The sequence below is a fragment of the Pseudomonas sp. Pseusp10 genome (genome assembly GCF_059492225.1).
Map to the genome: position 1 here is coordinate 661,439 of NZ_CP168528.1, position 23,764 is coordinate 685,202.

Here is a 23,764-nt window from a genome sequence, read left to right on the forward strand (position 1 = left end):
CAACGTGTCTGACACACCATCGCCAGCAAGCTGGCTCCTACACGGCTACCAGGGGGCGTGCGACACCAACTGGCCGCTGAAAAAGCCCCAGGTGATCAAACCGAGGGTAATGGCGGCCAAGGTCACACGAACACTCAAGGCAATGACGAGGCGGTTTGAGCGGCTGTCGTCCTTGACCAGAAAAAACAGGCCGCTGAACAGGCTGACAACCGTGGCAATCAGCATCAGGACGATGGCTGCTTTGAGCATGGTGAGACTCCGGGGGGACAAGCGATGCTCTTAAGTATAGCTATCGCGATGACCGACTTTCTGGCAATGCCATGAAGCGCTTTCGGCCGGGAATCGTGCCAACGCTGATGGTGGTGCTGTTGCTGCCGCTGCTGGTGTCCCTGGGGTTCTGGCAATTGAGCCGGGGCGCGGAGAAAAGCGCGCTACTGCAAACCTACGCCGAACGCCGCGCCGCCGAGCCGATGGCCAGCTCCGAGCTGCAACATACTCAGGACCCGGCCTTCCGCCGGGTTCGCCTGCATGGCGAGTTCGATGCCGCCCACAGCCTGTTGCTGGACAACAGTCAACGCAATGGCAAGGTTGGCGTCGAGCTGTTGCAACCGTTTCACGATCAGGCCACCGGGCTTTGGCTGCTGGTCAATCGCGGCTGGTTGCCCTGGCCGGACCGCCGCACACCTCCGCAATTCAAGACGCCTGCCGAAGCAGTCAGCCTCGACGCGTGGGTCTACGTCTCCCCCGGTGCGACGTTCCAATTGCACGCGGATCCCACAACGTTGACATGGCCGAAGCTGATTACGGCCGTTGAGCCAACCAGGCTCTGGACGGCACTGAACCGCGAAGGCTTTGCCTACGAACTACGCGCCGAAACCGGCCCCGCCACCTATCAAGCCGACTGGCCGGTGGTCGCCACGGGCCCGGAAAAACACATCGCTTATGCCGTGCAGTGGTTCGCCATGGCGATTGCCCTGTTCGGTCTTTATCTCTATCTCGGCTGGCACAACGCAAAGGAGAAACACCATGGGAGCGGCCATGAATCCACCCAGCATGTCTGAGGCGAATCCGTCGGTGAACCGCCGCAAGGGCCGCTTGCAACTGCTGCTGATACTTTTCGGGGTGATCGGTCCGATGATCCTCGCCACCGGTATGTACAAGCTGAATTTCTGGGTGCCTGAGGGCCGCAGTTATCACGGCGAACTGATCGGCAACGGCCAGACCCGCGCCGATATTGGCGTGCAGGCGCAGGACGATCGCTGGCAGATGCTGGTGACGGCGCCCAAGGATTGCGCGGTGGACTGCCAGCAACTGGTGTATCTGGCGCGGCAGATCCAGATCGGCCTCGGTCGCGATGCGTCCCGCGCCAGCCATGCGTTGGCCGCCGCGCAGACGCTGAACAGCGATTACGAGACTAAACTTCAACGCGAGTACCCGCAGTTGCAACGCTATTCACTGGACTTGCCGACCTACACTAAAGGCGCTCAGACCAATGACGCGCCGCACCTTTGGATCATCGACCCTCACGGCAATCTGGTGCTGCGCTACGACCCGTCGGTGAAGGGCAAGGACCTGCTCAACGACCTGCGTCACCTGCTGAAACTGTCGAACATCGGATAAGGGCATCGTCATGGCCAAACCTGGATTTCGCCTCGCGCTGTTTGCCACCTTACTGGCACTGATTGTGGTGTTGCTCGGCGCCTACACCCGCCTGACCCACGCCGGCCTCGGCTGCCCGGACTGGCCTGGCTGCTATGGCTTCATCAGCGTGCCGAAAAGCGAAGTCCAGCTGGCCCATGCCGAATTGCACTTCCCGGACGCGCCGGTCGAGGCCCACAAGGGCTGGAACGAGATGATCCACCGCTACTTCGCCGGTACGTTGGGGATGTTGATCGCGGTGTTGGCCGGTCGTGCGTGGGTGCATCGCCGCCATCCGGGGCAACCGGTGAAGCTGCCGTTGTTCTTGCTGGCGGTGGTCCTTGGCCAAGCCGCGTTCGGCATGTGGACGGTAACGCTCAAGCTCTGGCCGCAGGTGGTCACCGGGCATTTGCTTGGCGGCTTTGCGACCTTGAGCCTGTTGTTTCTGCTGACCTTGCGCCTGTCCGGCGTACTGCCAGCGCTGACCGTGCCACGACGCTTGCAGTACTGGGCGACGGCGGGGCTGCTGCTGGTGATCGGGCAAATCGCCCTCGGTGGCTGGGTCAGTTCCAACTACGCCGCCGTGGCCTGCATCGACTTTCCGACCTGTCACGGCCAGTGGTTGCCGCCCGCCGACTTCGCCAACGGGTTTCACCTGACCCAACACATCGGCCCGAATTACCTCGGCGGGCAACTGGACAGCGACGCCCGCACGGCCATTCATCTGACCCATCGCATCGGCGCGTTGCTGGTCACCCTGGTATTGCTCGGACTGGCCTGGCAATTGAAGGCGGTCGGCATGACGCGCCTGGCCGGCCTGGTGCTGATCGCCCTTGGCGCACAAATCACTTTGGGTATCAGCAACGTGCTGTTCCATCTGCCGCTGCCGGTGGCCGTCGCACATAACGCGGGCGGCGCGGCGCTGTTGCTGACCATGGTGCTGGTTAATTATCACGCCCGAACCAGTCTGGTCCGGGTCAAGCAAGCGCGCTGGCACTTCAGCCCGCGTAAACACTCAGCCGGGCCCATAACAATAAAAGGAGAGATGCCATGGCGATTCTGATCGGCGAACGTCCCAGTCAGGCGATCTGGCGTGACTACCTGGAACTGACCAAACCCAAAGTCGTGGTGCTGATGCTCATCACTTCACTGGTGGGGATGTTCCTCGCAACCCGCGCCGGGGTGCCGTGGACGGTGCTGATCTTCGGCAACCTGGGCATCGCCCTGTGTGCCGGTGGCGCGGCGGCGGTCAATCATGTGGTGGACCGGCGCATCGACGCGATCATGGCGCGCACCCACAAACGGCCGCTCGCCGAAGGCCGGGTTTCGCCGACCGCCGCGTTGACGTTCGCGCTGGTACTGGCCGCCCTCGGGCAAGCCATGCTGCTGGCGTTTACCAACCCGCTGACCGCGTGGCTGACCCTCGCCTCGTTGCTTGGCTATGCGGTGATCTACACCGGATTCCTCAAGCGCGCGACTCCGCAGAACATCGTCATCGGTGGTCTGGCCGGTGCCGCGCCACCATTGCTCGGCTGGACCGCCGCCACCGGTCACGTCAGCGCCGAGCCGCTGCTGCTGGTGCTGATCATCTTCGCCTGGACCCCGCCACACTTCTGGGCGCTGGCGATCCATCGCAAGGAGGAATATGCCAAGGCCGACATCCCGATGCTGCCGGTCACCCATGGCGAGCACTACACCAAGGTTCATATCCTGCTTTATACCTTCGCGCTGCTCGCCGTCAGCCTGATGCCTTATGTGATCCACATGAGCGGCACGCTCTACCTGGTCTGCGCGCTCGGGCTGGGCGCGCGGTTTCTGCATTGGGCCGTGGTGCTGTACCGTGGCACTCGGCCGCACGCGGCGATCAACACGTTCAAGTACTCTATTTACTACTTGTTCCTGCTGTTTATCGCCCTGCTCGTAGACCACTACTTACTGTTGAACCTATGACTCGAACCCAGAAAACCGTCTTCATACTCGTCGCCCTGATCGCGCTGATCCTGGGCCTGACCGTCAACAAGGTACTGTCCGGGAAAAACCAGGGCGATCCGACGGCGCTGATCGACGCCGGTATCATTTTGCTGCCGCAGAGCCGTAATCTGCCAGACGTGACGATGACCAATCAGGACGGCCAGCCGATCACGATCAATGAGTTGAAGGGCAAGTGGAGCCTGCTGTTCTTCGGCTACACCTTCTGCCCGGACATCTGCCCGACCACCCTCGCCCAACTGCGACAGATCAAAAGCGAGTTGCCGCCAGAGGCCGTGGATAAACTGCAAATCGTGCTGGTCAGCATCGACCCCAATCGTGATACACCCAAGCAGCTCAAGCAGTACCTGGGCTACTTCGACCCGCAGTTCATCGGCCTGACTCCGGCGTCGACCGAAGAGCTGCAAAAGGTCGCCAACGCGGTGAGCATTCCGTACATTCCGGCGGACACCAGCAAGCCGAACTACACCGTTGACCACAGCGGTAACCTCGCGGTGATCGGGCCGGATGGCACCCAGCGCGGGTTTATTCGGGCGCCATTGAATAATGCGAAGCTGGTGGCGCAGTTGCCGGTGATGCTCAAACGCAATTAAGCGCCACAATCCCTCTGTAGGAGCGAGCTTGCTCGCGATGGAGTGTCAGTCGACATTACAGTGGCTGACACACCTTCGCGAGCAAGCTCGCTCCTACAAGTGGCGGTGTTTCTGGCACAAAAAAGGGGCGCATTCGATGCGCCCCTTTTTTGTTGCTTTCAGTCGGTCAGAACGCCGGCACCACCGCGCCTTTGTACTTCTCGAGAATGAAGGCTTTTACTTCCGGGCTGTGCAGGGCAGTAACCAGTTTCTTCATCGCATCGCTGTCCTTGTCGTCCGAACGGGCAACCAGGATGTTCACGTACGGCGAGTCGCTGCCTTCGATCACCAGCGCATCTTTGGCCGGATCGAGCTTGGCTTCCAGCGCGTAGTTGGTGTTGATCAGCGCCAGGTCGACTTGGGTAAGCACGCGCGGGATGGTCGCGGCTTCCAGCTCACGGATTTTCAGATCCTTGGTGTTCTCGGTGATGTCCTTCACGGTCGACAGGATGTTGTTCGAATCCTTCAACTTGATCAGGCCGGCCTTGGCCATCAGCAACAGTGCGCGGCCGCCGTTGGTGGCATCGTTCGGGATGACCACGTTGGCACCGCCAGGCAGCTCGGCGAGGGTCTTGTACTTGCTGGAGTAAGCGCCCAGGGGTTCCAGATGCACGCCAGCCACGGAAACCAGCTGGGTACCCTTGGCCTTGTTGAACTCATCCAGGTACGGCTGGTGCTGGAAGAAGTTGGCGTCCAGGCGCTTTTCCGCGACCTGTACGTTCGGCTGGATGTAGTCGGTGAAGACTTTGACCTTCAGGTCCACACCTTCTTTGGCCAGGGCTGGCTTCACGAATTCGAGGATCTCGGCGTGTGGCACCGGGGTGGCCGCGACGGTCAGGGTTTCAGCGTGGGCAGAGAACGCGGCAACGGCCGCGAAGGCCACGAGTAGTTTTTTCATTCAGCTAACTCCTTGTGCGGCGCCGACTTGCGGCGCCTGCCAGCGAATGGCCGGCTCATGTCTTATTTACGGGAGAAATGCACAACCAGTTTGTCGCCAACGGTTTGCAGTACCTGGACCAGAACCAGCAGCAACACCACTGTCACCACCATCACATCGGTCTGGAAACGCTGATAACCGAAGCGGATCGCCAGGTCACCCAGACCACCGGCGCCCACGACACCGGCCATCGCTGTGTAGGACACCAGTGTAATGGCTGTCACCGTAATCGCCGCGAAGATGCCCGGACGAGCCTCCGGCAGCAAGGCATTGGTGATGATCTGCCGTGTGGTTGCACCCATGGCCTGGGTCGCTTCGATGATGCCGCGATCCACTTCACGCAGGGCGGTTTCCACCAGACGGGCGAAGAACGGCGTGGCACCCACCACCAGCGGCGGGATCGCCCCCGCGACACCGAGGGACGTGCCGGTGATCAACACGGTGAACGGAATCATTACGATCAACAGGATGATGAACGGCAGAGAACGCAGAATGTTCACCACCAGCGACAACATCGCGTAGACGCCTTTGGCTTCCAGCAACTGGCGCGGGCTGCACAAGAACAGCAGCACGCCCAGCGGCAGGCCGAGCAGCACGGTGAACAACAGCGAACCGCCAAGCATCAGCAAGGTGTCGCCAGTGGCCAGCCAGATTTCGAACCAGTCGATATTGGCGAAGAAACTTGTCAGGGCTTCCATTAGCGCAGCACCTCCATGTGAACGTCGGCTGCGGTGAAGCGGGCGAACGCCGCTTCCATGTCACCGCCAGTGACGGCCAGGGTCAGTTGCCCGTAAGGGATGTCTTTGATGCGGTCGATGCGACCGGCCAGGATGCTGTAGTCCACACCGGTTTCCCGGGCGACGGTGCCCAGCAACGGCGCGTAGGTCGCTTCGCCCTGGAAGGTCAGGCGCAAGATGCGCCCCGGTACGTGAGCGAAGTCGTCACGCTGTTCGTTTTCGTCGATCTGCTCGTCTTCCTGCACGAAGCGCTTGGTGGTCGGGTGCTTCGGATGCAGGAACACCTCGGCCACCGAGCCTTGCTCGACGATCACGCCGGCGTCCATCACCGCGACCTGGTCGCAGACCCGGCGGATCACGTCCATCTCGTGGGTGATCAACACGATGGTCAGTTTCAGCTCACGATTGATCTCGGCCAGCAATTGCAGAACCGATGCGGTGGTCTGCGGGTCGAGGGCGCTGGTGGCTTCATCGCACAGCAAAATTTTCGGCTTGGTCGCCAGGGCGCGGGCAATGCCGACACGCTGCTTCTGCCCGCCGGACAATTGCGCCGGGTACTTTTTCGCGTGGTCGGACAAGCCGACCCGTGCCAGCAACTCGGCCACGCGGGAGTCGATCTCGCTGCGCGACAGCTCGCCGGCCAGGGTCAGTGGCAGCGCGACGTTGTCGGCGACGGTCTTGGAGGCCAGCAGGTTGAAGTGCTGGAAAATCATCCCGACCTGCTGACGGAAACGTCGCAGGCCGTTGGCGTCGAGAGCGGTGACTTCTTCACCGTCGACGGTGATCTTGCCGCCACTGGCGTTTTCCAGGCGATTGATCAGACGCAGCAGGGTACTTTTTCCTGCACCGGAATGACCGATCAAGCCAAAAACCTGCCCGTTCTCAATCGTCAGACTGGTCGGATGCAGGGCGGGGATTTCCTTACCGGCGACGCGGTAGGTTTTGTGGACGTTTTGAAACTCGATCACGTAGCGAACCTTGTGGGGCGCGTTAGAAAAGGATCAGCGGTTAGCCGGGCGCGCATTTTAGCCTGTCCGTATAGAGGTTCTTAGCATTTATTTCGCATTTGTCCTGTCATTTGGCAATAACGCGATCAAAGGTCAGAAAAAAGTAACGGCTAAATTTGGGGGAGGGGAGGCGAAGGCTAAGGCGATTCCGGTCGGAAAATCTGCGGAGCTAGAGCGACCGCCATCGCGAGCAAGCTCGCTCCCACAGTAGAGAAGTGCTGGTCACAAAAGGTGTGTGCAACCCGAAACCCTGTGGGAGCGAGCTTGCTCCGGGCGGCGCTCCGACGATGTTTTTAAGATTTGCGAGGCGTCAGAACCATCTGTGCCGGAACACTGCGCAAAATCTGCCGCTCCAGCTTCAGATCAAACTCAGGATCGAGCTTGTTCACCCGTTTAGTCAGCAAATTAGCCAGCCAAGGGTAATCGTTGGTGCGCGGCGCCTGAATGCTCACGTCGCACTGAAAATTCACCACATCGGCGGCGATGGCATCCAGCTGGCGACGCAGTTTGCCCATATCGTTGATGTTCAGCGCGACTGTGGTGCTTTCAGCCGTCAGATCGATCACCTTGGCTTTGGGCTTGGCTTCGGCAGCCTTGAGGGCGGCTTCGGCCTTTTCCAGCTCGGCCTTGCGCGCCTCGGCAATCGAGCCGTTGACTCCGCCGGTCAATGCCGGAGCCTTGGGCATCAACGCGCGGGCACGGCTCAGGGCGGTCGCTGCGGCATCCACGTCACCCTTTTGCAGCACGATCTGGCTGCGGCGCAGGTAGGCTTCGGCCAGTTGCCGCTGGTATTGCTCAAGGGACGCATCGTTGGGCGATTCGGCCTGCAAGGCTGCCAACTGGTCTTCGGCGGTGGCCAGTTCATCGCTGGCGATGTTTTGTTCCAGCTGTACGATGGCCGTGGCCCGTGCATCGGCGGCCTCGGTGGCCGCCGGTGGCGTGCTTTGGCAGGCGCCCAGCAGCAAAGAAAATGCGACAAGGAGCAGATAACGGGAGGCGAACGACTTCATTCCTGCGACTCTCTATTTGCGCAAAAAACGAGCAAGTCTACACCCCTCGACGGGGCAGAACAAAACTCAGCAGAAACAGCACGGCGGCCGTGACTACAATTGACGGGCCGGCCGGGGTGTCCTTGAACCAGGACAGCGCCAGCCCGCCACACACGGCGAGTATGCCCAGCAAGCTCGCGCCCAGTGCCATCTGTTCCGGCGAGCGGGCGTGACGTTGTGCCGCAGCGGCCGGGATGATCAGTAATGAAGTGATCAGCAATACGCCGACGATTTTCATCGCCACGGCAATCACCACGGCGATCAACAGCATCAGGGCCAGGCGCAATCCCGCCACGGGCAAACCTTCGACCCTGGCCAGTTCTTCATGCACAGTGATCGCCAGCAATGGGCGCCACAACGCAACCAGCAAGACCAGTACCGCAGCGCTACCGCCCAGGATCCAGGCTAGATCGGTCGGACTGATCGCCAGCAGGTCGCCGAACAGATAGGCCATCAGGTCGATCCGCACTTCGTGCATGAAGCTTAGTACCACCAGGCCCAGGGAGAGCGTGCTGGGTGCAAGAATTCCCAGAAGTGTGTCGGATGCCAGTGGCTGGCGTTGTTGCAAAGTCACCAGCAACACCGCCAACAGCAAGCAGCCAACGGTCACGGCAACGGTCGGGCTGACATCCAGCAGGAAGCCCAGGGCCACACCGAGCAATGCGGCGTGGGACAGGGTATCGCCGAAATAGGCCATGCGCCGCCAGACCACGAAAGACCCCAACGGGCCTGCGACGACGGCCAGGGCCAAGCCTGCAAGCAGGGCGTAGAGCAGAAAATCAGCCATGTTTGCAGCTATCTCCGTGTACATGGGGTTGGCCCGACGCGGGCGCCTTGACCACCGAGCCATGCAGGTCGTGGGCGTGGTCGTGATGGTGGTGATAAATCGCCAGGCTTTGTGCGTTCTTTCCGAACAGCTCGACGAAAGCCGGATCGCCGCTGACCTGCTCGGGATGGCCGGAACAGCAGACGTGACGATTGAGACAAACCACCTGGTCCGTGGTGCTCATCACCAGATGCAAATCGTGGGAGACCATCAGCACGCCACAACCGTGACGGTCACGCAGGCGGGTGATCAGGCTGTACAGCTCAGCCTGGCCGGCCACGTCGACACCCTGTACCGGTTCGTCGAGTACCAGCAGTTCCGGTTCGCGCAACAAGGCACGGGCCAGCAACACGCGTTGCATTTCGCCACCGGAAACGCTTTGCACCGGGCTGTCGATTACCTGTTCGGCACCGACTTCCTTGAGTGCCGCCAAGGCCATCGCACGGTCCACGCCCGGCACCAGACGCAAGAAACGCAGGACCGACAGCGGGAGGGTCGGATCGACGTGAAGTTTTTGCGGCATGTAACCAACCCGCAGTTTCGGCTTGCGCCAGACGCTGCCGCTGTCTGGTTTCAACAGGCCGAGCACGGCACGCACCAGTGTGGTTTTGCCGGCGCCGTTGGGGCCGATCAGGGTCACGATCTGCCCCGGTTCGACACTCAGCTCGATGTTGTCCAGCACCGGTTGCCCGGCGAACGTGACCGCAACCTGCTCAAGACGAATCAGCGCGTTGCTCATCAAGCCCCCTGGCAACCCGAGCAGAGACCGATCACTTCGACGGTCTGGCCTTCGACGATAAACCCGACATCCCTGGCACTGGCGATGATCGCGTCGCTGATGGATTTTTGCTCAAGTTCGATCGCGGCGTGGCACATGCGGCAGATCAGGAACTGACCCTGGTGAGCATGTTCCGGGTGATTGCAGCCGATGAAGGCGTTGAGCGAGGAAATCCGATGGACCAGGCCGTTTTCCAGCAGGAAATCCAGCGCGCGATACACCGTCGGCGGCGCGGCGCGGCGGCCGTCCTGCTCGCTGAGGACCGCGAGAATGTCGTAGGCGCCCAGGGGCTTGTGGCTTTGCCACACCAGTTCCAGCACCCGCCGGCGCAATGCGGTCAGGCGCAGGCCTTGACGTGCGCACAGGGCATCGGCCTCGGACAAAGCGCTGTGAACGCAATGTGAGTGGTCGTGGGGGCGGCTGGCAATCGGTGTTTTTAGCATGAGCGGCGACGAGTTTTGTGAGAGACGTTATTATGTTACCCGTTCTCGCCTCTTCGAGTGGTCATCGTGTCCCGACTTTTTTCTATCTTTGTCGCATTTATCGCAAGTTTTCTGCTGATCGGTTCGGCGCAGGCCGAGGTCAAGGTCCTTACCAGCATCAAGCCTCTGCAGTTGATCGCCGCAGCGGTGCAGGACGGTGTGGCGATTCCTGAAGTTTTGCTGCCACCGGGTGCCTCGCCGCATAACTATGCGTTGCGCCCTTCCGACGTACGTAAGGTGCAATCGGTGGACCTGCTGTACTGGATCGGCCCGGACATGGAAGGTTTTCTGCCACGCGTGCTCAATGGTCGTGCGCTGCCCAGCGTCGCCGTGCAGGACTTGCCAGGTATGAAGCTGCGCCGCTTTGCCGAAGATAGCCACTCCCACGCCGAAGAAGCCGACGAACATGACCACGATCACCGTCCTGGCAGCCTGGATGCACACCTGTGGTTGTCGCCGGTTAACGCCCAGGTCATCGCCACGAAAATGGCCGCTGACCTGAGTGCCGCCGATCCTGACAATGCCGCGCGCTATCAACGCAATCTGAAAGCCTTCGACGAGCGCCTCGATGCGTTGGATGCGCGCCTGAAGAAACGCCTGGCCGATGTTCAGGGCAAACCCTACTTCGTGTTCCACGAAGCTTTCGACTACTTCGAAGATGCCTACGGCCTCAAGCACGCGGGTGTGTTCAGCGTCGCGGCCGAAGTGCAGCCCGGTGCCCAGCATGTCGCGGCGATGCGCGCGCGTTTGCAGGAAGTCGGCAAGACCTGCGTGTTTAGCGAACCGCCGCTGCGTCCGCGCCTGGCGGAAACCCTGGTGGCGGGTTTGCCGGTGAAGCTGGCTGAACTGGATGCGCTGGGCGGGTACACGCCGGCGACTGCCCAGGGCTATGAGCAGGTGCTGGAGAAATTGGGGAATGATCTGGCGGGGTGCCTGGAGTCGTTGTAACCGACACCAAACCCTGTGGGAGCAAGCTCGCTCCCACAGGTCAAAGCCTTTAAAGGGCGAAAGGCAACGGCGTATTGACCGTCTGCCGCTGCGCCAGGCGCAACTGGAACTCCATCGGATCGTGAATCAGCACATCCTGCCCGGCGAACGCCTGCGCCGCGATCAAGCGTGACAACCAGAACCGTACGCAAGCCACCCGCAGCATGGTCGGCCACAACTCGGCTTCGGCAGCGGTGAACGGTCGCAAGGCCGCGTAAGCACCCAACAAGGCCCGCGCTCGCGGTCCATCGATCACGCCATCGTCGTCCGAGCACCAGTCGTTCAAGGCAATCGCCACGTCGTAGAGCATCGGCCCGGAGCAGGCGTTGTAGAAATCGATCAGCCCGGTCAGGTGTGTGCCTTCGAACATCGCGTTGTCGCGGAACAGGTCGGCGTGAATGTTCGCCCGCGGCAGTGCCAGGATTTTTTCTTTCTGCCGGGTGATTTCTTCCAGTGCCCGCTGCAGCAGGTCTTTCTGCTCGGCACCGAGGTGCGACAAAAACTGCGTACCCTCTTCCAGCATCCAGTCCAGACCGCGATCGGTTTTGCGCTTGATCATGTTGGCCTGGGTCGCCAGGTGCAGATGGCCGAGCAACCCACCGACCTGCGCGCAATGTTGCGCGTTGGCTTGCTTGATGTGCTTGCCGGCCAGGCGCGGTTGCAGCAATGCAGGTTTGCCCGCCAGTTCGCGCAAGGCCACGCCGTCGGTGGTGCGCAAGGCGTAAGGCACCGGCAGGTCGGCGCCGTGCAGCACGTCGAGCAACTCGATGAAGAACGGCATTTCCTGAACCGGACCGCGCTCGACCAGGGTCAGGACAAATTCGCCCTGCTCCAGGCTGATAAAGAAATTGGTGTTTTCGCTACCGGCGGCAATCCCCTGGAAATCAAGCAGGCGGCCGAGGCCATAAGGGGCGAGAAAAGCTTCCAGCTCGGGCCGAGCCAGGGGGGTGAACACAGACATGTTTAAACTGCCAGTACGGGCGCTGCTGTTGAGCCAGCGCCGATTAAAGTTAAGGACGACTTACCACTTAAAAATTTCCCACGCCGGAATCAGCATATCCGGGTAATCAGAGCGGATGAAGTTACCTTCTGATCCGTCGGCGCGTACCAGGAAATACGGCTTGCCGCCTTTGGGCGTGACTTTGATCGCATACAGAAAGCCGTTTTGGCGGTATTCCTGGATGAGCTTGTCCCCTTCCGTGCGGATCGTGACATCTGGCTCCGGTGTCGGCGCATCGTCCGCCGCCATGACGGCCAATGGGGCGATTGCAAACAAGCCAGCCAGCAACAGGCGATTTGGTGTGCGCATGATAACCTTGTCCCTTTGTCGTCAACGGTCCCGCTATTCTAGCGCCGGACCCGCCGAAAAGGTTGATCCTGCTCATGAGCCAAGCCCCCCTCGTCCTGGTGGACGGTTCTTCTTACCTGTACCGCGCCTTTCACGCGCTGCCGCCGCTGACCACGTCCAAAGGCCTGCCGACCGGCGCGGTCAAGGGCGTGTTGAACATGCTCAAGAGCCTGCGCAAGCAATATCCGGACAGTCCGTTCGCCGTGGTGTTCGACGCCAAGGGTGGGACTTTTCGCGATGACATGTACGCCGAATACAAGGCCAACCGTCCGAGCATGCCTGACGATATGCGCGTACAGATCGAGCCGCTGCACCAGAGCGTGATCGCCCTGGGCTTCCCATTGCTGTGTGTCGAAGGCGTCGAGGCCGATGACGTAATCGGCACTCTCGCCCGCAGTAGCGCGGCGGCGGATCGTCCGGTGATCATCTCCACCGGTGACAAGGACATGGCGCAACTGGTCGACGGCCACATTACCTTGGTCAACACCATGACCGGTAGCAGCATGGACGTGGAGGGCGTGAAGGAGAAATTCGGCGTCGCTCCCGAACAGATCATCGATTATCTGGCGCTCATGGGCGATTCTTCCGACAACATTCCGGGCGTTCCGGGTATCGGCCCGAAGACGGCTTCAGGCCTGCTGGTCGGTGTGAACGGCGGCCTGACCGAGCTCTATGCAAAGCTTGACATCGTGCCGACCCTGCCGATTCGCGGCGCCAAGACCTTGCCGGCCAAGCTCGAAGAGCACAAGGAAATGGCCTTCCTTTCGTATCAACTGGCGACCATCAAGGTTGACGTGCCGCTGGATATTGGCCTCGACGACTTGCAAATGGGCGAGGAAGATCAGGCGAAACTCTACGAGTTGTACAGCCTGCTGGAGTTCAAGAGTTGGCTGAACGACCTTGATCGCGACGCCAAACGCCTGGAACTGAGCGCTGCCGCCGAGCCTGCGCCGGCCGCCGATCTGTTCAGCGAATCAGAGGCCGAAGCACCGGCCGCCCCTGCTGAAGCCGCCTATGAAACCATTCTCGATCAGGCGCGGTTCAATGCCTGGCTGGAAAAACTGAACAACGCCAAGCTGTTTGCCTTCGACACCGAAACCACCGGCATCGACGCGCAGCAGGCACAACTGGTGGGCCTGTCGTTCGCGGTTCAGGCTAACGAAGCGGCCTACATCCCGTTGACCCATTCCTACATCGGCGTGCCGCAGCAGCTGGATCGTGACACGGTCCTGCGCGCGCTCAAGCCGATTCTGGAAGACCCGAACAAGCTCAAGGTCGGCCAGCACGCCAAGTTCGACATGAACATCCTGGCCAACTGCGCCATCGGCGGTGATCAGGACAACGGCATCACCGTGCGCGGCATCGCCTTCGACACCATGCTTGAGTCCTACGTGCTCAACTCCACGGCCACGCGCCATGACATGGACAGCCTCGCGCAGAAGTATCTGGACCACACCACGGTGAGCTTCCAGGACATCGCCGGCAAAGGCGTGAAACAGCTGACGTTCGATCAGATCGCCCTGGAGCAGGCCGGGCCTTACGCCGCCGAAGATGCGGATATCACCTTGCGTCTGCACCAGACCCTGTTCGAAAAGCTCTCGGCCATTCCGAGCCTGGCCAGCGTACTGACTGACATTGAAATTCCGTTGGTGCCGGTGCTGGCGCGTATCGAGCGCCAAGGCGCATTCGTCGACGCCGCCTTGCTGGGCGTGCAAAGCATCGAACTGGGCGACAAGATGGTAGCGCTGGAGCGTGAGGCCTTCGAGATTGCCGGCGAGGAATTCAACCTCGGTTCGCCCAAGCAACTTGGCGTGATCCTTTACGAGAAGCTTGGCCTGCCGGTATTGAAGAAAACCGCCAAGGGCCAGCCGTCCACTGCCGAAGAAGTGCTGGCCAAACTGGCGGAAGACGACTATCGATTGCCCAAGGTGCTCATGGAATACCGCACCATGAGCAAGCTGAAAAGCACCTACACCGATCGACTGCCGGAGCAGATCAACCCGCGTACCGGGCGGATCCATACCTCGTATCATCAGGCTGTGGCATCCACCGGGCGCCTGTCCTCCAGCGATCCAAATCTGCAGAACATTCCCGTGCGCACCGCCGAAGGGCGTCGCATCCGCCAGGCCTTCGTGGCCCCGACCGGTTACAAGCTGCTGGCGGCGGACTACTCGCAGATCGAGTTACGGATCATGGCGCATCTGTCCCGGGATGAAGGGCTGATGAACGCCTTCCGCCACAATCTTGACGTGCACACCGCGACCGCCGCGGAAGTGTTCAAGGTCGAACTGGCCGACGTGACCTCCGACCAGCGCCGTAGCGCCAAGGCGATCAACTTCGGCCTGATCTATGGCATGGGTGCGCAGAAGCTCGGCAAGGACATCGGCGTCGACACCAAGACCGCCAAGGCCTACATCGATACGTACTTCGCCCGATACCCCGGCGTTCGCCAGTACATGGACCGCACGCGCGCCCAGGCCGCCGAGCAAGGTTATGTCGAGACGTTCTTCGGCCGTCGCCTGTACCTGCCGGATATCAATTCCAACAAGCCGCAGGAACGTGCCGCCGCCGAACGCACGGCGATCAACGCCCCGATGCAAGGCACCGCTGCGGACATCATCAAGAAAGCCATGGTCGCGGTGGATAACTGGCTGACCGCGTCTGGCCTTGACGCCAAAGTCATCTTGCAGGTGCACGATGAACTGGTGCTTGAGGTGCGAGAAGACCTGGTCGACCAGGTTCGCGATGAAATTCGCGTGCACATGAGCGAAGCCGCGAAACTGGATGTGCCGTTGCTGGTCGAAGTGGGTGTTGGAAATAACTGGGATGAGGCTCACTGAGCCTTCCTGTAGGAGCGAGCTTGCTCGCGATGGAATCTCAGTCGAAATCGATGTGTCTGACACTCCATCGCGAGCAAGCTCGCTCCTACAGAAAAATGTCGTGTTCTGCTGCGGCATAGTGCCGCGGCAGAAGGGCGCAAATCGCATGGTCCGGAAAATTATCAGAGTTATTCCAAAGCCATTTGAAAAAAATCTGAACTAATCTTGCGAACCACCACTCAGAGTTACTGAATGGCTGGTGAAGCCCTTCGATGCTCCTATGTTGTGTTAAGTGTTGGCAGATATCTGGACCCCGCCCTAGCGGTCTAGAGCTTGAACCCCGGAACTTCCCCCTCCCCATAGAAGTCCGGGGTTTTTTTTGCCCGCAGAAAACTGCCTGGGGGACGTCCCAGACAGTTTTCGTGGCTTACTGGGCTTCTACCTCGGCACCCTTGTCCGCCAGTTCCATCCAGCCTGCCAGCACTGTGTAGGCATCTTCCAGGCCCATACGTTTTGGGGCCGAGAACAGCTGAATTGTCACGAGATCGCCCCAGCCCTTGCGGATTTCCGCCTGAACCTTGAGCAGCGTGTTCTTGGCTGCGCCATAGGTCAGCTTGTCCGCTTTGGTCAGCAGAATGTGCATCGGCATGCCGGCAGCCACGGCCCAGTCGAGCATCAGCAGGTCGAAATCGGTCATCGGATGGCGGATGTCCATCATCAGGATCAGACCTTTCAAACTCTCGCGCCCACCCAGGTACGCCTCCAGGTGACGCTGCCAGTGTTGCTTGAGCGGGATCGGTACTTTTGCATAACCGTAGCCCGGCAGGTCGACCAGACGGCGTTCATCGTCTAGCTTGAAGAAGTTCAACAGCTGTGTGCGCCCCGGGGTTTTCGAGGTGCGCGCCAGGCTGGCATGAGTCAGGGTGTTCAAGGCACTCGACTTGCCGGCGTTGGAACGCCCGGCGAAGGCGACTTCGAAGCCCTCGTCATCCGGACATTGGTCGACTTTGGCGGCGCTGAGCATGAAGGTGGACTGTTGGCACAGACCGAGGATGGGATTCTTGAGTTGCATGGGATTTCCGATGTGGGCGGCGCCAGGAATGGGCGCGGCAAGCAGTGTCGCTTCCGTTTCAGTGACGCCAGTATATAATGCCGCAGATTTTGTGTGCGCTTTGTCCCAGCGTAGGATGAAGTTCACGAGAGCGACAGACCTTGATTGCGCACTAGAACGCAGCTCGCTCTCAACCCTGAAAGGTCGTTTTATGACGAAATGGCTGCTAGCTGCCGGTGTCTTGATGCCGCTTTACAGCGCTCAGGCTACACAGGATCCGGAAGCTGTGTACAACCGTGTTTGTGGTGCCTGTCATTCCGGCCAACTCCCCATGGCGCCGAAAAAAGGCGATCAGGAAGCTTGGACGCCGAGGTTGGCGAAAGGTATGGAGACGCTGGTGCAACACGTGACCCAGGGTTTCAAGGCGATGCCGCCGCGTGGTTTGTGCATGGACTGCAGTGCCGAGGATTACCAAGCCATCATCCTTTGGATGAGCGAGTAAGCCCGGTCCATAACTCTTAACCCTTAGCCGTAGTTGGATTAGCTGATGAACAAATTGATCGTGAGTCTGCTGTTGACCGTGGGCATCTCCGGCATGGCCCATGCTGCAGGTGAGCCAGTAAAACCTGGTGACAAAGCAGCTGGCCAGGCAAAAGCCGCCGTATGTGGCGCCTGCCACGGTCCGGATGGCAACAGCATGGCGCCAAATTTTCCGAAACTGGCGGGTCAGGGTGAACGCTACCTGACCAAGCAATTGCTCGACATCAAGTCGGGCAAGCGCACCGTACTGGAAATGACCGGCCTGCTGACCAACCTGAGCGATCAGGATCTGGCGGACATCGCCGCCTACTTCGCCAGCCAGAAAGGCAGCGTCGGGGCCGCCGACGAGAAGCTGGTCAAGCGCGGCGAGAATTTGTTCCGTGGCGGTGACATGGCCAAGGGCCTGCCAGCCTGCACCGGCTGCCACTCGCCAAATGGCGCAGGTAACGCGGCTGCCGGCTTCCCGCACCTGGGTGGCCAGCACGCTCAATACGTCGCCAAGCAACTGACCGATTTCCGCAAGGAAGACGGTGGCCGCACCAACGATGGCGATGCCAAAACCATGCAGACCATCGCCAAGCGGCTGAGCGACGAAGACATCGCCGCGGTCTCCAGCTACATTCAAGGCCTGCACTAAGGCCGGCGGTTCGGGCGTTGGACTGGGTGCTTATCGCCTGCAATGTTAACGCTCGATTAATCCGTTGCAACGAGTATAAAAAGGGTGGCTTTGGCCGCCCTTTTTTGTGGCCGCTGCCGTTACACTACAGAACTCAAGCCCGTCAGGATCTGTCTGAAAACAAGTCGCGCGAGGCGATAAAATTTGTCCAGGAGTAAAGCATGCGTAATCTGATCATCAGCGCCGTTTTTGCCGCTGCCAGCCTGTTCGGCATGACTGCCCAGGCCGCTGAAGCCCCCGCCGCACCTTTTGTCGAGCTGAGCAATCCGGTTCCGGTCGCCGTGCCTGGCAAGATCGAAGTGGTTGAGCTGTTCTGGTACGGCTGCCCGCATTGCTACGCCTTCGAGCCGGTGATCAATCCGTGGGTCGAGAAGCTGCCTACGGACGTGAACTTCGTGCGCATCCCAGCCATGTTCGGTGGCGCGTGGGATGCTCACGGCCAGATGTTCCTGACCCTTGAAGCCATGGGTGTCGAGCACAACGTTCACGCCGCGGTATTCAACGCGATTCAGAAAGAACACAAGAAACTGACCGACAAGGATGACATGGCCGACTTCCTCGCTACCCAAGGCGTGGACAAGGACAAGTTCCTGGCCACCTTCGATTCGTTCGCCATCAAGGGCCAGATCAATAAGGCTAAAGAGCTGGCGAAGAAGTACGAAATCTCCGGCGTTCCAACCATGATCGTCAACGGCAAGTACCGCTTTGACGTGGGCTCCGCCGGCGGTGCCGAACAGGCCCTGCAACTGGCCGACAAACTGATCGACAAAGAGCGAGCGGCTAACAAGGCTGCCGTCAACTAAGGGCAGTCACTGCCATGCGCCGATGGGGTACTGAACGCATCGTTGGCCTGCATGATCCGCGGGTCAACGAGCATCATCTGGAGTCCACGGGCCTGCCCGCAGACAGTCGTCTGCGCTTGCTCAGTTTCAATATCCAGGTCGGCATCAGTACCGAGCGCTATCGGCATTACCTGACCCGGGGCTGGCAGCATCTGTTGCCGCACACCGGGCGAGCCGACAATCTGCAGAAAATCGGCAATCTGCTGGGCGACTTCGATCTGGTCGCCTTGCAGGAAGCCGATGGCGGCAGCCTGCGATCAGGCTACGTCAATCAAGTCGAACACCTGGCCCAGCTCGGCGCCTTTCCCTACTGGTATCAACAACTCAATCGCAATCTCGGTCGCCTGGCCCAGCACAGCAATGGCGTGCTCAGCCGATTGCGCCCGTGGGCCATTGAAGATCATCCGTTGCCGGGGCCAAAGGGGCGCGGAGCCATTCTGGTAAGGTTCGGCGAAGGCCCGGAAGCGCTGGTAGTGGTGATGATGCACCTGGCGTTGGGCGCCCGGGCGCGCAGCCTGCAACTGGCCTACATCCGCGAGTTGATTGGCGAATACAAACACCAGGTACTGATGGGCGACATGAACACCCATGCCAGTGACCTTCTGCAAAACTCCGCGTTGCGCGATCTCGGTCTGCTTGCGCCGCAAATGGAGGCGACATTTCCCAGCTGGCGCCCACAGCGCTGCCTGGACCATATCCTGCTGAGCCCGAGCCTGACCCTGGAAAAAGTCGAGGTGTTGGCACAGCCCATTTCCGATCACCTGCCGGTCGCGGTAGAAATTCGTCTGCCGGGTTCGCTCACGGCCGATGCATTGCCCGCGTTGAGTCCTGCCCTTCGCGGATCCCATGAATGAGCGACGAAGCACAGCGCTGGAAAGAGAAATACCTCAAAAGCATCGAACAACAGGAAAAGCTCGAACGTCGCTGGGACGCGCGGCTCGACTTGCTGCGCCGTGGGCTGGTGCGCAGTACCCTGGCGGCGGAAGGGACTGACCGCGCAGTTGACCAATGCATGAAGGAAATGCGTGAGGTCGTGCGCACCGATGACATGGACGCCGGCCTGGCCGCCCTGATTCCACGCCTGGAAAAAGCCGTGCTCGACTCCGAGCAGCGTCGGGAAACCCGGATCAACCAGACCAGTGCCGCCCTGAATGCGCTGGTCACTCAGTTGCAAACATTGCCGCTGCCACGGGATGTGAGCCGGCCACTCAAGACTTTCGCCAGGCAACTGGATGCGCGGGTCAGTCAGGCACGTGAGATACCGTTGTTGCTCAGCGAGCTGAGTGGCTTGCAAGGCAAGGCCTTGAACCAGCTGGAGACCCCGACGGAGCACGGTCGGCCGGGCTTGCTGCAGCGGTTGTTCGGCGGTCGTGAAGCGGAGGAGATGGTGGCCACAACGGCTACTTCTCCTGTCCAGGCCTCAGCCTCGCAGTTGGTATCAGCGCCGGCTGCCCCTGTAGCTGAGAACCCTGCGGCGATTATCGAGTCGACCCCGGTCGTGGTAGAGCCGGCAATCTGCGAGGTGCCCGCTGCTGAGCGAGCTGAAGACACCTGCGCACCGACCGAGCCAGCCGTGGCTGCGCCTGCTCCGGCAGTCGTGGCAGAAATCGAATCGGCCGAGCAACCGACCCCGGAAACCGTCGCGGCGCCCCCTGAGTGGGAAACAAACCCTGACGAGCTGACCGCGCAAGCATCGCCAGATAACGTGCCCTTACCTCCGACTCCGACAGTGGATGTGGCCGTCGTCGATCAGGCGCCATCCGAACACGACATTCTCTACGCACTCCCGGACTCCCCCGAGCCCTCCTACAGCTCGGTGGCCAGTCACATCGAAGACACGCTGCTGGGGCTGCTCGACGACCTGACATTGCCCGAGCGTCATCGCCCGCAAGCCGAATCCATGCGCGATCGTCTGAAGAACGGTCTGAACTGGTACGAATTGCTGCCGATCCTCGACGATTTCGCCACGTTGATGCTGGCCATTACCGACAGCGGCCAGCATGAGTTCGAAGCCTATCTGCAACGACTGAACGAGCGCCTCGAATCGTTCCAGAGCAACTTGCAGGCCGCCACCGCAGGACACGCCGACAATCGGTCGGCCGCGCGGCAGATGGACACGCAGATCCGCGAACAGGTCGATGGCTTGCAAAGCAGCATGCAGGAAGCCGCGGACCTGGAAGATCTCAAGCACGTCCTGGAAAACCATCTCGAAGGCTTGCTGGGTACCATGGACCAGCACCAGAAACAGCGCGATGAGCGCGAGCAAGAGGTCGGCGCGCGCCTGCACAGCCTGGCCGAGCGCGTCGCCCATATGGAGCAGGAGGCCCAGGGTTACCGCGAGCACCTTGAAGAGCAACGTCAGAAGGCATTGGTCGACCCGTTGACCGGGCTGCCCAACCGCGCGGCCTGGAGCGAGCGCCTGGATCATGAAGTCAAACAATGGCAGCAACATGGCAACACGCTGCTGCTGGCCATGCTCGACCTCGATCATTTCAAGCGCATCAACGATAACTACGGGCACCTGGCAGGTGACAAAGTGTTGAAAATCATCGCCAGCGTGTTGCGCAAGCGTCTGCGCGGGACGGATTTCATTGCCCGGTTTGGCGGCGAAGAGTTTGTACTGTTGATGCCAGCCACAGTGCCGGCGGCGGGACTGAAGTTGCTGGAAAGCTTGCGTGCCTCCATTGAGGCCTGCCCGTTCCACTTCAAGGGAGAGCCGGTGACCATCACCGTGTCTATCGGAATGACGGCGTTCAGGTCGGGTGAGCATGGCGATCAAGCGCTTAAAAGAGCCGATCAGGCACTGTATCGCGCAAAAAATGCAGGCCGAAACCGGGTGGAACCGGGCTGAGTATCATTTGTTCTATTTTGTTTAATTCGATGCGATTGCCGTCAGTCCGCAAGGCATTACGTTACACTGTTGCATTATTGTCTTGTGTGTACTGCCTTCCGCCATGAAATATTTTGCTCTGATCGTGTCACTGATAATGCTGGCCGGCTGTACCAGCGGTCCCCGTTATGACACCAGCCACCCATCGGCCAATTACGATAGCCGCGTGCAATTTGTGGTGGTGCATTACACCAATGCCTCGCTGGAGCGTTCGTTGCAATTGCTGACCCACGGTGAAGTCAGCAGCCATTACCTGATCGGCGACGACAAGGGCGCCACCATCTATAAGCTGATGGATGAAAATGTGCGGGCCTGGCACGCCGGGGAGAGCGAGTGGAATGGCCGGACCTGGCTGAATTCCAGTTCCATCGGTATCGAAATCGTCAATCCAGGGTTCAAGGACACCCCGACTGGACGCGTGTGGTATCCCTACACCGAGGATCAGGTCCAGTCGTTGATCGTGTTGCTCAAGGACATCAGCAAGCGTCATGGCATAAGGCCGCGCGACATCGTTGGCCATAGCGATATTGCACCGTTTCGCAAGCTGGACCCGGGGCCGCTGTTCCCCTGGAAGCGTCTGGCCGCCGAAGGCTTGGGCATTTGGCCGAACGAACAGTCGGTGGCGCGCCAGCAAATGCAGTTCGCCGAACAGTTGCCGAGCATCAGCTGGTTTCAGGCGCAATTGGCCCACCTGGGTTATGCCTCGCCACAAACCGGCGAGCTCGATGTCGCGACACGACATGTGATAGCGGCATTCCAGATGCATTTTCGCCCGGCGCGCTTCGATGGCACTCCGGATGCGCAAACTGCAGCAATTCTTTTGGTGTTGAATCAGACAAAATAATGACGCCCGCCCGACGGTCCGGGCGTTTTCCCAATCAGCAGCTATAACTCATTGGTAATCCTTCGGATATTCCACAATGACTGCTGCTCGAGAGACCTTCCGTAGTTGGTTCCATCGCCCCTGGTTCCTGGGGCTGATGTCTACTGCCCTGAGCGCAACGTTATTGATGGCCGGCAGCCTGTTCGTCGCCATACACCAGGTCGAGCAAAACGAAAGCGAAGAAATGAATGCTCAGGGTGAACGCTTTCTCGCCCGCCTGGAACAGCTCTTCGGGCAACTGCGTGAAAGCCTTGACGATCTTGAAGCGCAACCGTTGCGCGGTTGCGATGCTGAAATGATCGCAACCTTGCAACAGGTTTCGTTCAATTATCGCTTCGTCTACGAAGCCGCCTACATGGACTCCTCGCGAATCTGCTCCAATCGCCCTCGTCAGGAAGGGCTGTCGCTGAGTCGGTCACCAGACATCAAAGGCCCGACTTACAGCTATTGGCTCAACACCACCACCGAACCCGATGAAAACCGCGCCGCACTGATGCTCGGGCGCGGGAATTTCCGGGTCGCGACCTCTCGCGGGCATTTGACCGATATGGTCGACCTGTCGCCGGGCAGCAGCCTGCTGGTGGTCCTTGACCATGGCGCCCGGGCGATTCCGGTGCTGGGTGTTTCTCAGGTTTGGCCGCCGGCCAAGGTCTGGCCACCGAAAAACCGCGATGCGCTACAAATCACCCAGACACGCCTGATTTACCGCATGCCCACCGACAACCCGGAGTATCAATTGGTGTTGATCAGCCCGCGCAGCGGCATGCATATCCCGACGGTCTGGTGGTGGTTGCTGCCGGCCAGCATCGCGCTGGGCACGTGCGTTGGGTTCCTGGTGTTTCTGCTGGTGCGCCAGCGGCAGTCGCTGGACGCCGAACTGGCCGGCGCGATTCGCCGTGGCGAGTTGCAGGTGCTGTATCAACCGATCTTCGACCTCGATAGCCGCAACTGTGTCGGGGCTGAAGCGCTGCTGCGCTGGCGCAGACCAGACGGCACCCTGACCAGTCCTGACCTGTTCATTCCGATGGCGGAGAACACCGGGCAAATTCGCCAGATGACAGACTTCGTCCTGCAACGCCTGCTCGAGCAGCTCGGACAGTTGCTGCGTGCCAATCCGCAACTGTACATCTCGGTCAATCTCGCGGCGTGTGACGTGATGGTTCCGCGGATCGGCCAGGTGATGGCGCGGCTGCTGACCCTGCACCGCGTCGCCGCGCGGCAAATTGCCTTTGAGGTCACCGAGCGCGGGCTGGTCGATGTGGTGGTAGCCCGGGAAAACCTGCAATCGCTGAGGGATGTCGGGCACCAGGTGTTGATCGACGACTTTGGTACCGGCTATTGCAGTCTCGCTTATTTGCAAACCCTGCCGGTGGATTGCCTGAAAATCGACAAGGCGTTCATTGATGCGTTGGGTCATGACGCCGCCAGCAGCGGTGTGGCCCCGCACATCATTCACATGGCCCAGTCACTGCACCTGAAGGTGATTGCCGAAGGCATTGAACATGAGGCCCAGGCCGAGTTCCTGAGCAGTGAAGGCGTGAAGTTCGGCCAGGGCTGGCTGTTCGCCCGCGCGCTGAGCGCAGTGCAGTTCATTGAACTGATTACCCGGGGGCGGCGTCTGGCCGGCCGGCGCCTGGATGACGAAGCGTGACG

Annotated in this window: 25 protein-coding genes; 14 read left to right on the top strand and 11 right to left on the bottom strand. The window is 60.3% G+C overall.

Annotated elements, in window-relative coordinates; genetic code table 11:
• Nucleotides 1-45: 45 nt before the first annotated feature.
• Nucleotides 46-249, bottom strand: coding sequence for a twin transmembrane helix small protein (locus tag ACEN8Z_RS03050; protein WP_007969817.1), 204 nt, complete (start codon nucleotides 247-249; stop codon nucleotides 46-48).
• Nucleotides 250-320: 71 nt separating this feature from the next.
• Between ACEN8Z_RS03050 and ACEN8Z_RS03055 the strand changes: the two genes are divergently transcribed.
• Genes ACEN8Z_RS03055 through ACEN8Z_RS03075 form a run of 5 tightly spaced genes read left to right on the top strand, consistent with a single transcriptional unit; the run spans nucleotide 321 to nucleotide 4,220 of the window.
• The gene (locus tag ACEN8Z_RS03055; protein ID WP_495596732.1) at nucleotides 321-1,061 is read left to right on the top strand and encodes an SURF1 family protein; all 741 of its coding nucleotides are present in this window, start codon (nucleotides 321-323) and stop codon (nucleotides 1,059-1,061) included.
• Nucleotides 1,027-1,620: a PA_0111/PP_0108 family redox-active disulfide protein gene (locus ACEN8Z_RS03060; RefSeq protein WP_495596733.1), complete on the top strand. Its 594-nt coding sequence runs from the start codon at nucleotides 1,027-1,029 to the stop codon at nucleotides 1,618-1,620. Before ACEN8Z_RS03055 ends, ACEN8Z_RS03060 begins: the two co-directional genes overlap by 35 nt.
• Before the next feature lie 10 nt (nucleotides 1,621-1,630).
• The gene (locus ACEN8Z_RS03065; RefSeq protein WP_495596734.1) at nucleotides 1,631-2,701 is read left to right on the top strand and encodes a COX15/CtaA family protein; all 1,071 of its coding nucleotides are present in this window, start codon (nucleotides 1,631-1,633) and stop codon (nucleotides 2,699-2,701) included.
• Nucleotides 2,689-3,588 (top strand): heme o synthase, encoded by a 900-nt coding sequence (cyoE, locus tag ACEN8Z_RS03070; RefSeq protein ID WP_008002219.1) that lies wholly within the window; start codon nucleotides 2,689-2,691, stop codon nucleotides 3,586-3,588. The genes ACEN8Z_RS03065 and cyoE overlap by 13 nt, the downstream gene beginning before the upstream one ends.
• Nucleotides 3,585-4,220 carry an SCO family protein gene (locus ACEN8Z_RS03075; RefSeq protein ID WP_008002216.1) on the top strand — a complete coding sequence of 212 codons (636 nt, stop codon included), beginning with the start codon at nucleotides 3,585-3,587 and terminating at the stop codon, nucleotides 4,218-4,220. The genes cyoE and ACEN8Z_RS03075 overlap by 4 nt, the downstream gene beginning before the upstream one ends.
• A gap of 166 nt (nucleotides 4,221-4,386) precedes the next feature.
• On the opposite strand, the gene ACEN8Z_RS03080 is transcribed toward ACEN8Z_RS03075, so the two are convergent.
• From ACEN8Z_RS03080 to zur, 7 genes are all read right to left on the bottom strand, one after another.
• Complete coding sequence (locus ACEN8Z_RS03080; protein WP_495596735.1) at nucleotides 4,387-5,157, bottom strand: MetQ/NlpA family ABC transporter substrate-binding protein; 771 nt, start codon at nucleotides 5,155-5,157, stop codon at nucleotides 4,387-4,389.
• 62 nt (nucleotides 5,158-5,219) lie between these two features.
• On the bottom strand, nucleotides 5,220-5,894 hold the full coding sequence (locus ACEN8Z_RS03085) for a methionine ABC transporter permease (protein ID WP_008002212.1): 675 nt from the start codon (nucleotides 5,892-5,894) through the stop codon (nucleotides 5,220-5,222).
• The gene (locus ACEN8Z_RS03090) at nucleotides 5,894-6,901 is read right to left on the bottom strand and encodes a methionine ABC transporter ATP-binding protein (RefSeq protein ID WP_008002210.1); all 1,008 of its coding nucleotides are present in this window, start codon (nucleotides 6,899-6,901) and stop codon (nucleotides 5,894-5,896) included. Before ACEN8Z_RS03090 ends, ACEN8Z_RS03085 begins: the two co-directional genes overlap by 1 nt.
• A gap of 332 nt (nucleotides 6,902-7,233) precedes the next feature.
• Entirely contained in the window at nucleotides 7,234-7,950 is a 717-nt protein-coding gene (locus ACEN8Z_RS03095; protein WP_495596736.1) for a PA5502 family lipoprotein, read from the bottom strand.
• Nucleotides 7,951-7,987: 37 nt separating this feature from the next.
• On the bottom strand, nucleotides 7,988-8,776 hold the full coding sequence (znuB, locus tag ACEN8Z_RS03100) for a zinc ABC transporter permease subunit ZnuB (RefSeq protein WP_204932720.1): 789 nt from the start codon (nucleotides 8,774-8,776) through the stop codon (nucleotides 7,988-7,990).
• The gene (gene znuC / locus ACEN8Z_RS03105; RefSeq protein ID WP_007989407.1) at nucleotides 8,769-9,554 is read right to left on the bottom strand and encodes a zinc ABC transporter ATP-binding protein ZnuC; all 786 of its coding nucleotides are present in this window, start codon (nucleotides 9,552-9,554) and stop codon (nucleotides 8,769-8,771) included. Before znuC ends, znuB begins: the two co-directional genes overlap by 8 nt.
• Nucleotides 9,554-10,036, bottom strand: a complete 483-nt coding sequence (gene zur / locus ACEN8Z_RS03110) for a zinc uptake transcriptional repressor Zur (protein WP_008002200.1) — start codon at nucleotides 10,034-10,036, stop codon at nucleotides 9,554-9,556. Before zur ends, znuC begins: the two co-directional genes overlap by 1 nt.
• 66 nt (nucleotides 10,037-10,102) lie before the next feature.
• Here zur and znuA point away from each other — a divergent pair, with 66 nt between their 5' ends.
• Nucleotides 10,103-11,023, top strand: a complete 921-nt coding sequence (gene znuA / locus ACEN8Z_RS03115) for a zinc ABC transporter substrate-binding protein ZnuA (RefSeq protein ID WP_495596737.1) — start codon at nucleotides 10,103-10,105, stop codon at nucleotides 11,021-11,023.
• 49 nt (nucleotides 11,024-11,072) lie between these two features.
• Here the strand turns inward: znuA and ACEN8Z_RS03120 are convergent, their stop codons facing one another.
• Complete coding sequence (locus tag ACEN8Z_RS03120) at nucleotides 11,073-12,023, bottom strand: homoserine kinase (RefSeq protein ID WP_495596738.1); 951 nt, start codon at nucleotides 12,021-12,023, stop codon at nucleotides 11,073-11,075.
• Nucleotides 12,024-12,083: 60 nt separating this feature from the next.
• A complete protein-coding gene (locus tag ACEN8Z_RS03125) occupies nucleotides 12,084-12,371 on the bottom strand; it encodes a DUF2782 domain-containing protein (protein ID WP_007989414.1) in 288 nt (95 codons plus the stop codon).
• A gap of 74 nt (nucleotides 12,372-12,445) precedes the next feature.
• Here ACEN8Z_RS03125 and polA point away from each other — a divergent pair, with 74 nt between their 5' ends.
• A complete protein-coding gene (gene polA / locus ACEN8Z_RS03130; RefSeq protein ID WP_495596739.1) occupies nucleotides 12,446-15,250 on the top strand; it encodes a DNA polymerase I in 2,805 nt (934 codons plus the stop codon).
• Between the two features lie 406 nt (nucleotides 15,251-15,656).
• On the opposite strand, the gene yihA is transcribed toward polA, so the two are convergent.
• Entirely contained in the window at nucleotides 15,657-16,301 is a 645-nt protein-coding gene (yihA, locus tag ACEN8Z_RS03135; RefSeq protein WP_008002192.1) for a ribosome biogenesis GTP-binding protein YihA/YsxC, read from the bottom strand.
• A gap of 190 nt (nucleotides 16,302-16,491) precedes the next feature.
• Between yihA and ACEN8Z_RS03140 the strand changes: the two genes are divergently transcribed.
• From ACEN8Z_RS03140 to ACEN8Z_RS03170, 7 genes are all read left to right on the top strand, one after another.
• The gene (locus tag ACEN8Z_RS03140; RefSeq protein ID WP_008002190.1) at nucleotides 16,492-16,782 is read left to right on the top strand and encodes a c-type cytochrome; all 291 of its coding nucleotides are present in this window, start codon (nucleotides 16,492-16,494) and stop codon (nucleotides 16,780-16,782) included.
• A 45-nt stretch (nucleotides 16,783-16,827) separates the two neighbouring features.
• Nucleotides 16,828-17,457: a c-type cytochrome gene (locus ACEN8Z_RS03145; protein WP_007989426.1), complete on the top strand. Its 630-nt coding sequence runs from the start codon at nucleotides 16,828-16,830 to the stop codon at nucleotides 17,455-17,457.
• Nucleotides 17,458-17,657: 200 nt separating this feature from the next.
• Nucleotides 17,658-18,299, top strand: a complete 642-nt coding sequence (locus ACEN8Z_RS03150; RefSeq protein ID WP_495596740.1) for a thiol:disulfide interchange protein DsbA/DsbL — start codon at nucleotides 17,658-17,660, stop codon at nucleotides 18,297-18,299.
• Nucleotides 18,300-18,313: 14 nt separating this feature from the next.
• A complete protein-coding gene (locus ACEN8Z_RS03155) occupies nucleotides 18,314-19,192 on the top strand; it encodes an endonuclease/exonuclease/phosphatase family protein (protein ID WP_495596741.1) in 879 nt (292 codons plus the stop codon).
• Complete coding sequence (locus ACEN8Z_RS03160; protein ID WP_495596742.1) at nucleotides 19,189-21,189, top strand: GGDEF domain-containing protein; 2,001 nt, start codon at nucleotides 19,189-19,191, stop codon at nucleotides 21,187-21,189. Before ACEN8Z_RS03155 ends, ACEN8Z_RS03160 begins: the two co-directional genes overlap by 4 nt.
• A 103-nt stretch (nucleotides 21,190-21,292) precedes the next feature.
• Nucleotides 21,293-22,072, top strand: coding sequence for an N-acetylmuramoyl-L-alanine amidase (locus tag ACEN8Z_RS03165; RefSeq protein ID WP_495596743.1), 780 nt, complete (start codon nucleotides 21,293-21,295; stop codon nucleotides 22,070-22,072).
• Between the two features lie 76 nt (nucleotides 22,073-22,148).
• Nucleotides 22,149-23,762: an EAL domain-containing protein gene (locus ACEN8Z_RS03170; protein WP_495596744.1), complete on the top strand. Its 1,614-nt coding sequence runs from the start codon at nucleotides 22,149-22,151 to the stop codon at nucleotides 23,760-23,762.
• Nucleotides 23,763-23,764: the final 2 nt, after the last annotated feature.

Coding starts and splice junctions, on each gene's coding strand:
- ACEN8Z_RS03050 (WP_007969817.1), bottom strand. CDS start 249: ATGCTCAAAGCAGCCATCGTCCTGATGCTGATTGCCACGGTTGTCAGC.
- ACEN8Z_RS03155 (WP_495596741.1), top strand. CDS start 18,314: ATGCGCCGATGGGGTACTGAACGCATCGTTGGCCTGCATGATCCGCGG.
- ACEN8Z_RS03060 (WP_495596733.1), top strand. CDS start 1,027: ATGGGAGCGGCCATGAATCCACCCAGCATGTCTGAGGCGAATCCGTCG.
- ACEN8Z_RS03120 (WP_495596738.1), bottom strand. CDS start 12,023: ATGTCTGTGTTCACCCCCCTGGCTCGGCCCGAGCTGGAAGCTTTTCTC.
- ACEN8Z_RS03080 (WP_495596735.1), bottom strand. CDS start 5,157: ATGAAAAAACTACTCGTGGCCTTCGCGGCCGTTGCCGCGTTCTCTGCC.
- ACEN8Z_RS03055 (WP_495596732.1), top strand. CDS start 321: ATGAAGCGCTTTCGGCCGGGAATCGTGCCAACGCTGATGGTGGTGCTG.
- ACEN8Z_RS03150 (WP_495596740.1), top strand. CDS start 17,658: ATGCGTAATCTGATCATCAGCGCCGTTTTTGCCGCTGCCAGCCTGTTC.
- znuC (WP_007989407.1), bottom strand. CDS start 9,554: ATGAGCAACGCGCTGATTCGTCTTGAGCAGGTTGCGGTCACGTTCGCC.
- znuB (WP_204932720.1), bottom strand. CDS start 8,776: ATGGCTGATTTTCTGCTCTACGCCCTGCTTGCAGGCTTGGCCCTGGCC.
- ACEN8Z_RS03075 (WP_008002216.1), top strand. CDS start 3,585: ATGACTCGAACCCAGAAAACCGTCTTCATACTCGTCGCCCTGATCGCG.
- ACEN8Z_RS03145 (WP_007989426.1), top strand. CDS start 16,828: ATGAACAAATTGATCGTGAGTCTGCTGTTGACCGTGGGCATCTCCGGC.
- ACEN8Z_RS03160 (WP_495596742.1), top strand. CDS start 19,189: ATGAGCGACGAAGCACAGCGCTGGAAAGAGAAATACCTCAAAAGCATC.
- yihA (WP_008002192.1), bottom strand. CDS start 16,301: ATGCAACTCAAGAATCCCATCCTCGGTCTGTGCCAACAGTCCACCTTC.
- ACEN8Z_RS03170 (WP_495596744.1), top strand. CDS start 22,149: ATGACTGCTGCTCGAGAGACCTTCCGTAGTTGGTTCCATCGCCCCTGG.
- ACEN8Z_RS03140 (WP_008002190.1), top strand. CDS start 16,492: ATGACGAAATGGCTGCTAGCTGCCGGTGTCTTGATGCCGCTTTACAGC.
- zur (WP_008002200.1), bottom strand. CDS start 10,036: ATGCTAAAAACACCGATTGCCAGCCGCCCCCACGACCACTCACATTGC.
- ACEN8Z_RS03095 (WP_495596736.1), bottom strand. CDS start 7,950: ATGAAGTCGTTCGCCTCCCGTTATCTGCTCCTTGTCGCATTTTCTTTG.
- cyoE (WP_008002219.1), top strand. CDS start 2,689: ATGGCGATTCTGATCGGCGAACGTCCCAGTCAGGCGATCTGGCGTGAC.
- polA (WP_495596739.1), top strand. CDS start 12,446: ATGAGCCAAGCCCCCCTCGTCCTGGTGGACGGTTCTTCTTACCTGTAC.
- ACEN8Z_RS03125 (WP_007989414.1), bottom strand. CDS start 12,371: ATGCGCACACCAAATCGCCTGTTGCTGGCTGGCTTGTTTGCAATCGCC.
- ACEN8Z_RS03065 (WP_495596734.1), top strand. CDS start 1,631: ATGGCCAAACCTGGATTTCGCCTCGCGCTGTTTGCCACCTTACTGGCA.
- ACEN8Z_RS03085 (WP_008002212.1), bottom strand. CDS start 5,894: ATGGAAGCCCTGACAAGTTTCTTCGCCAATATCGACTGGTTCGAAATC.
- ACEN8Z_RS03165 (WP_495596743.1), top strand. CDS start 21,293: ATGAAATATTTTGCTCTGATCGTGTCACTGATAATGCTGGCCGGCTGT.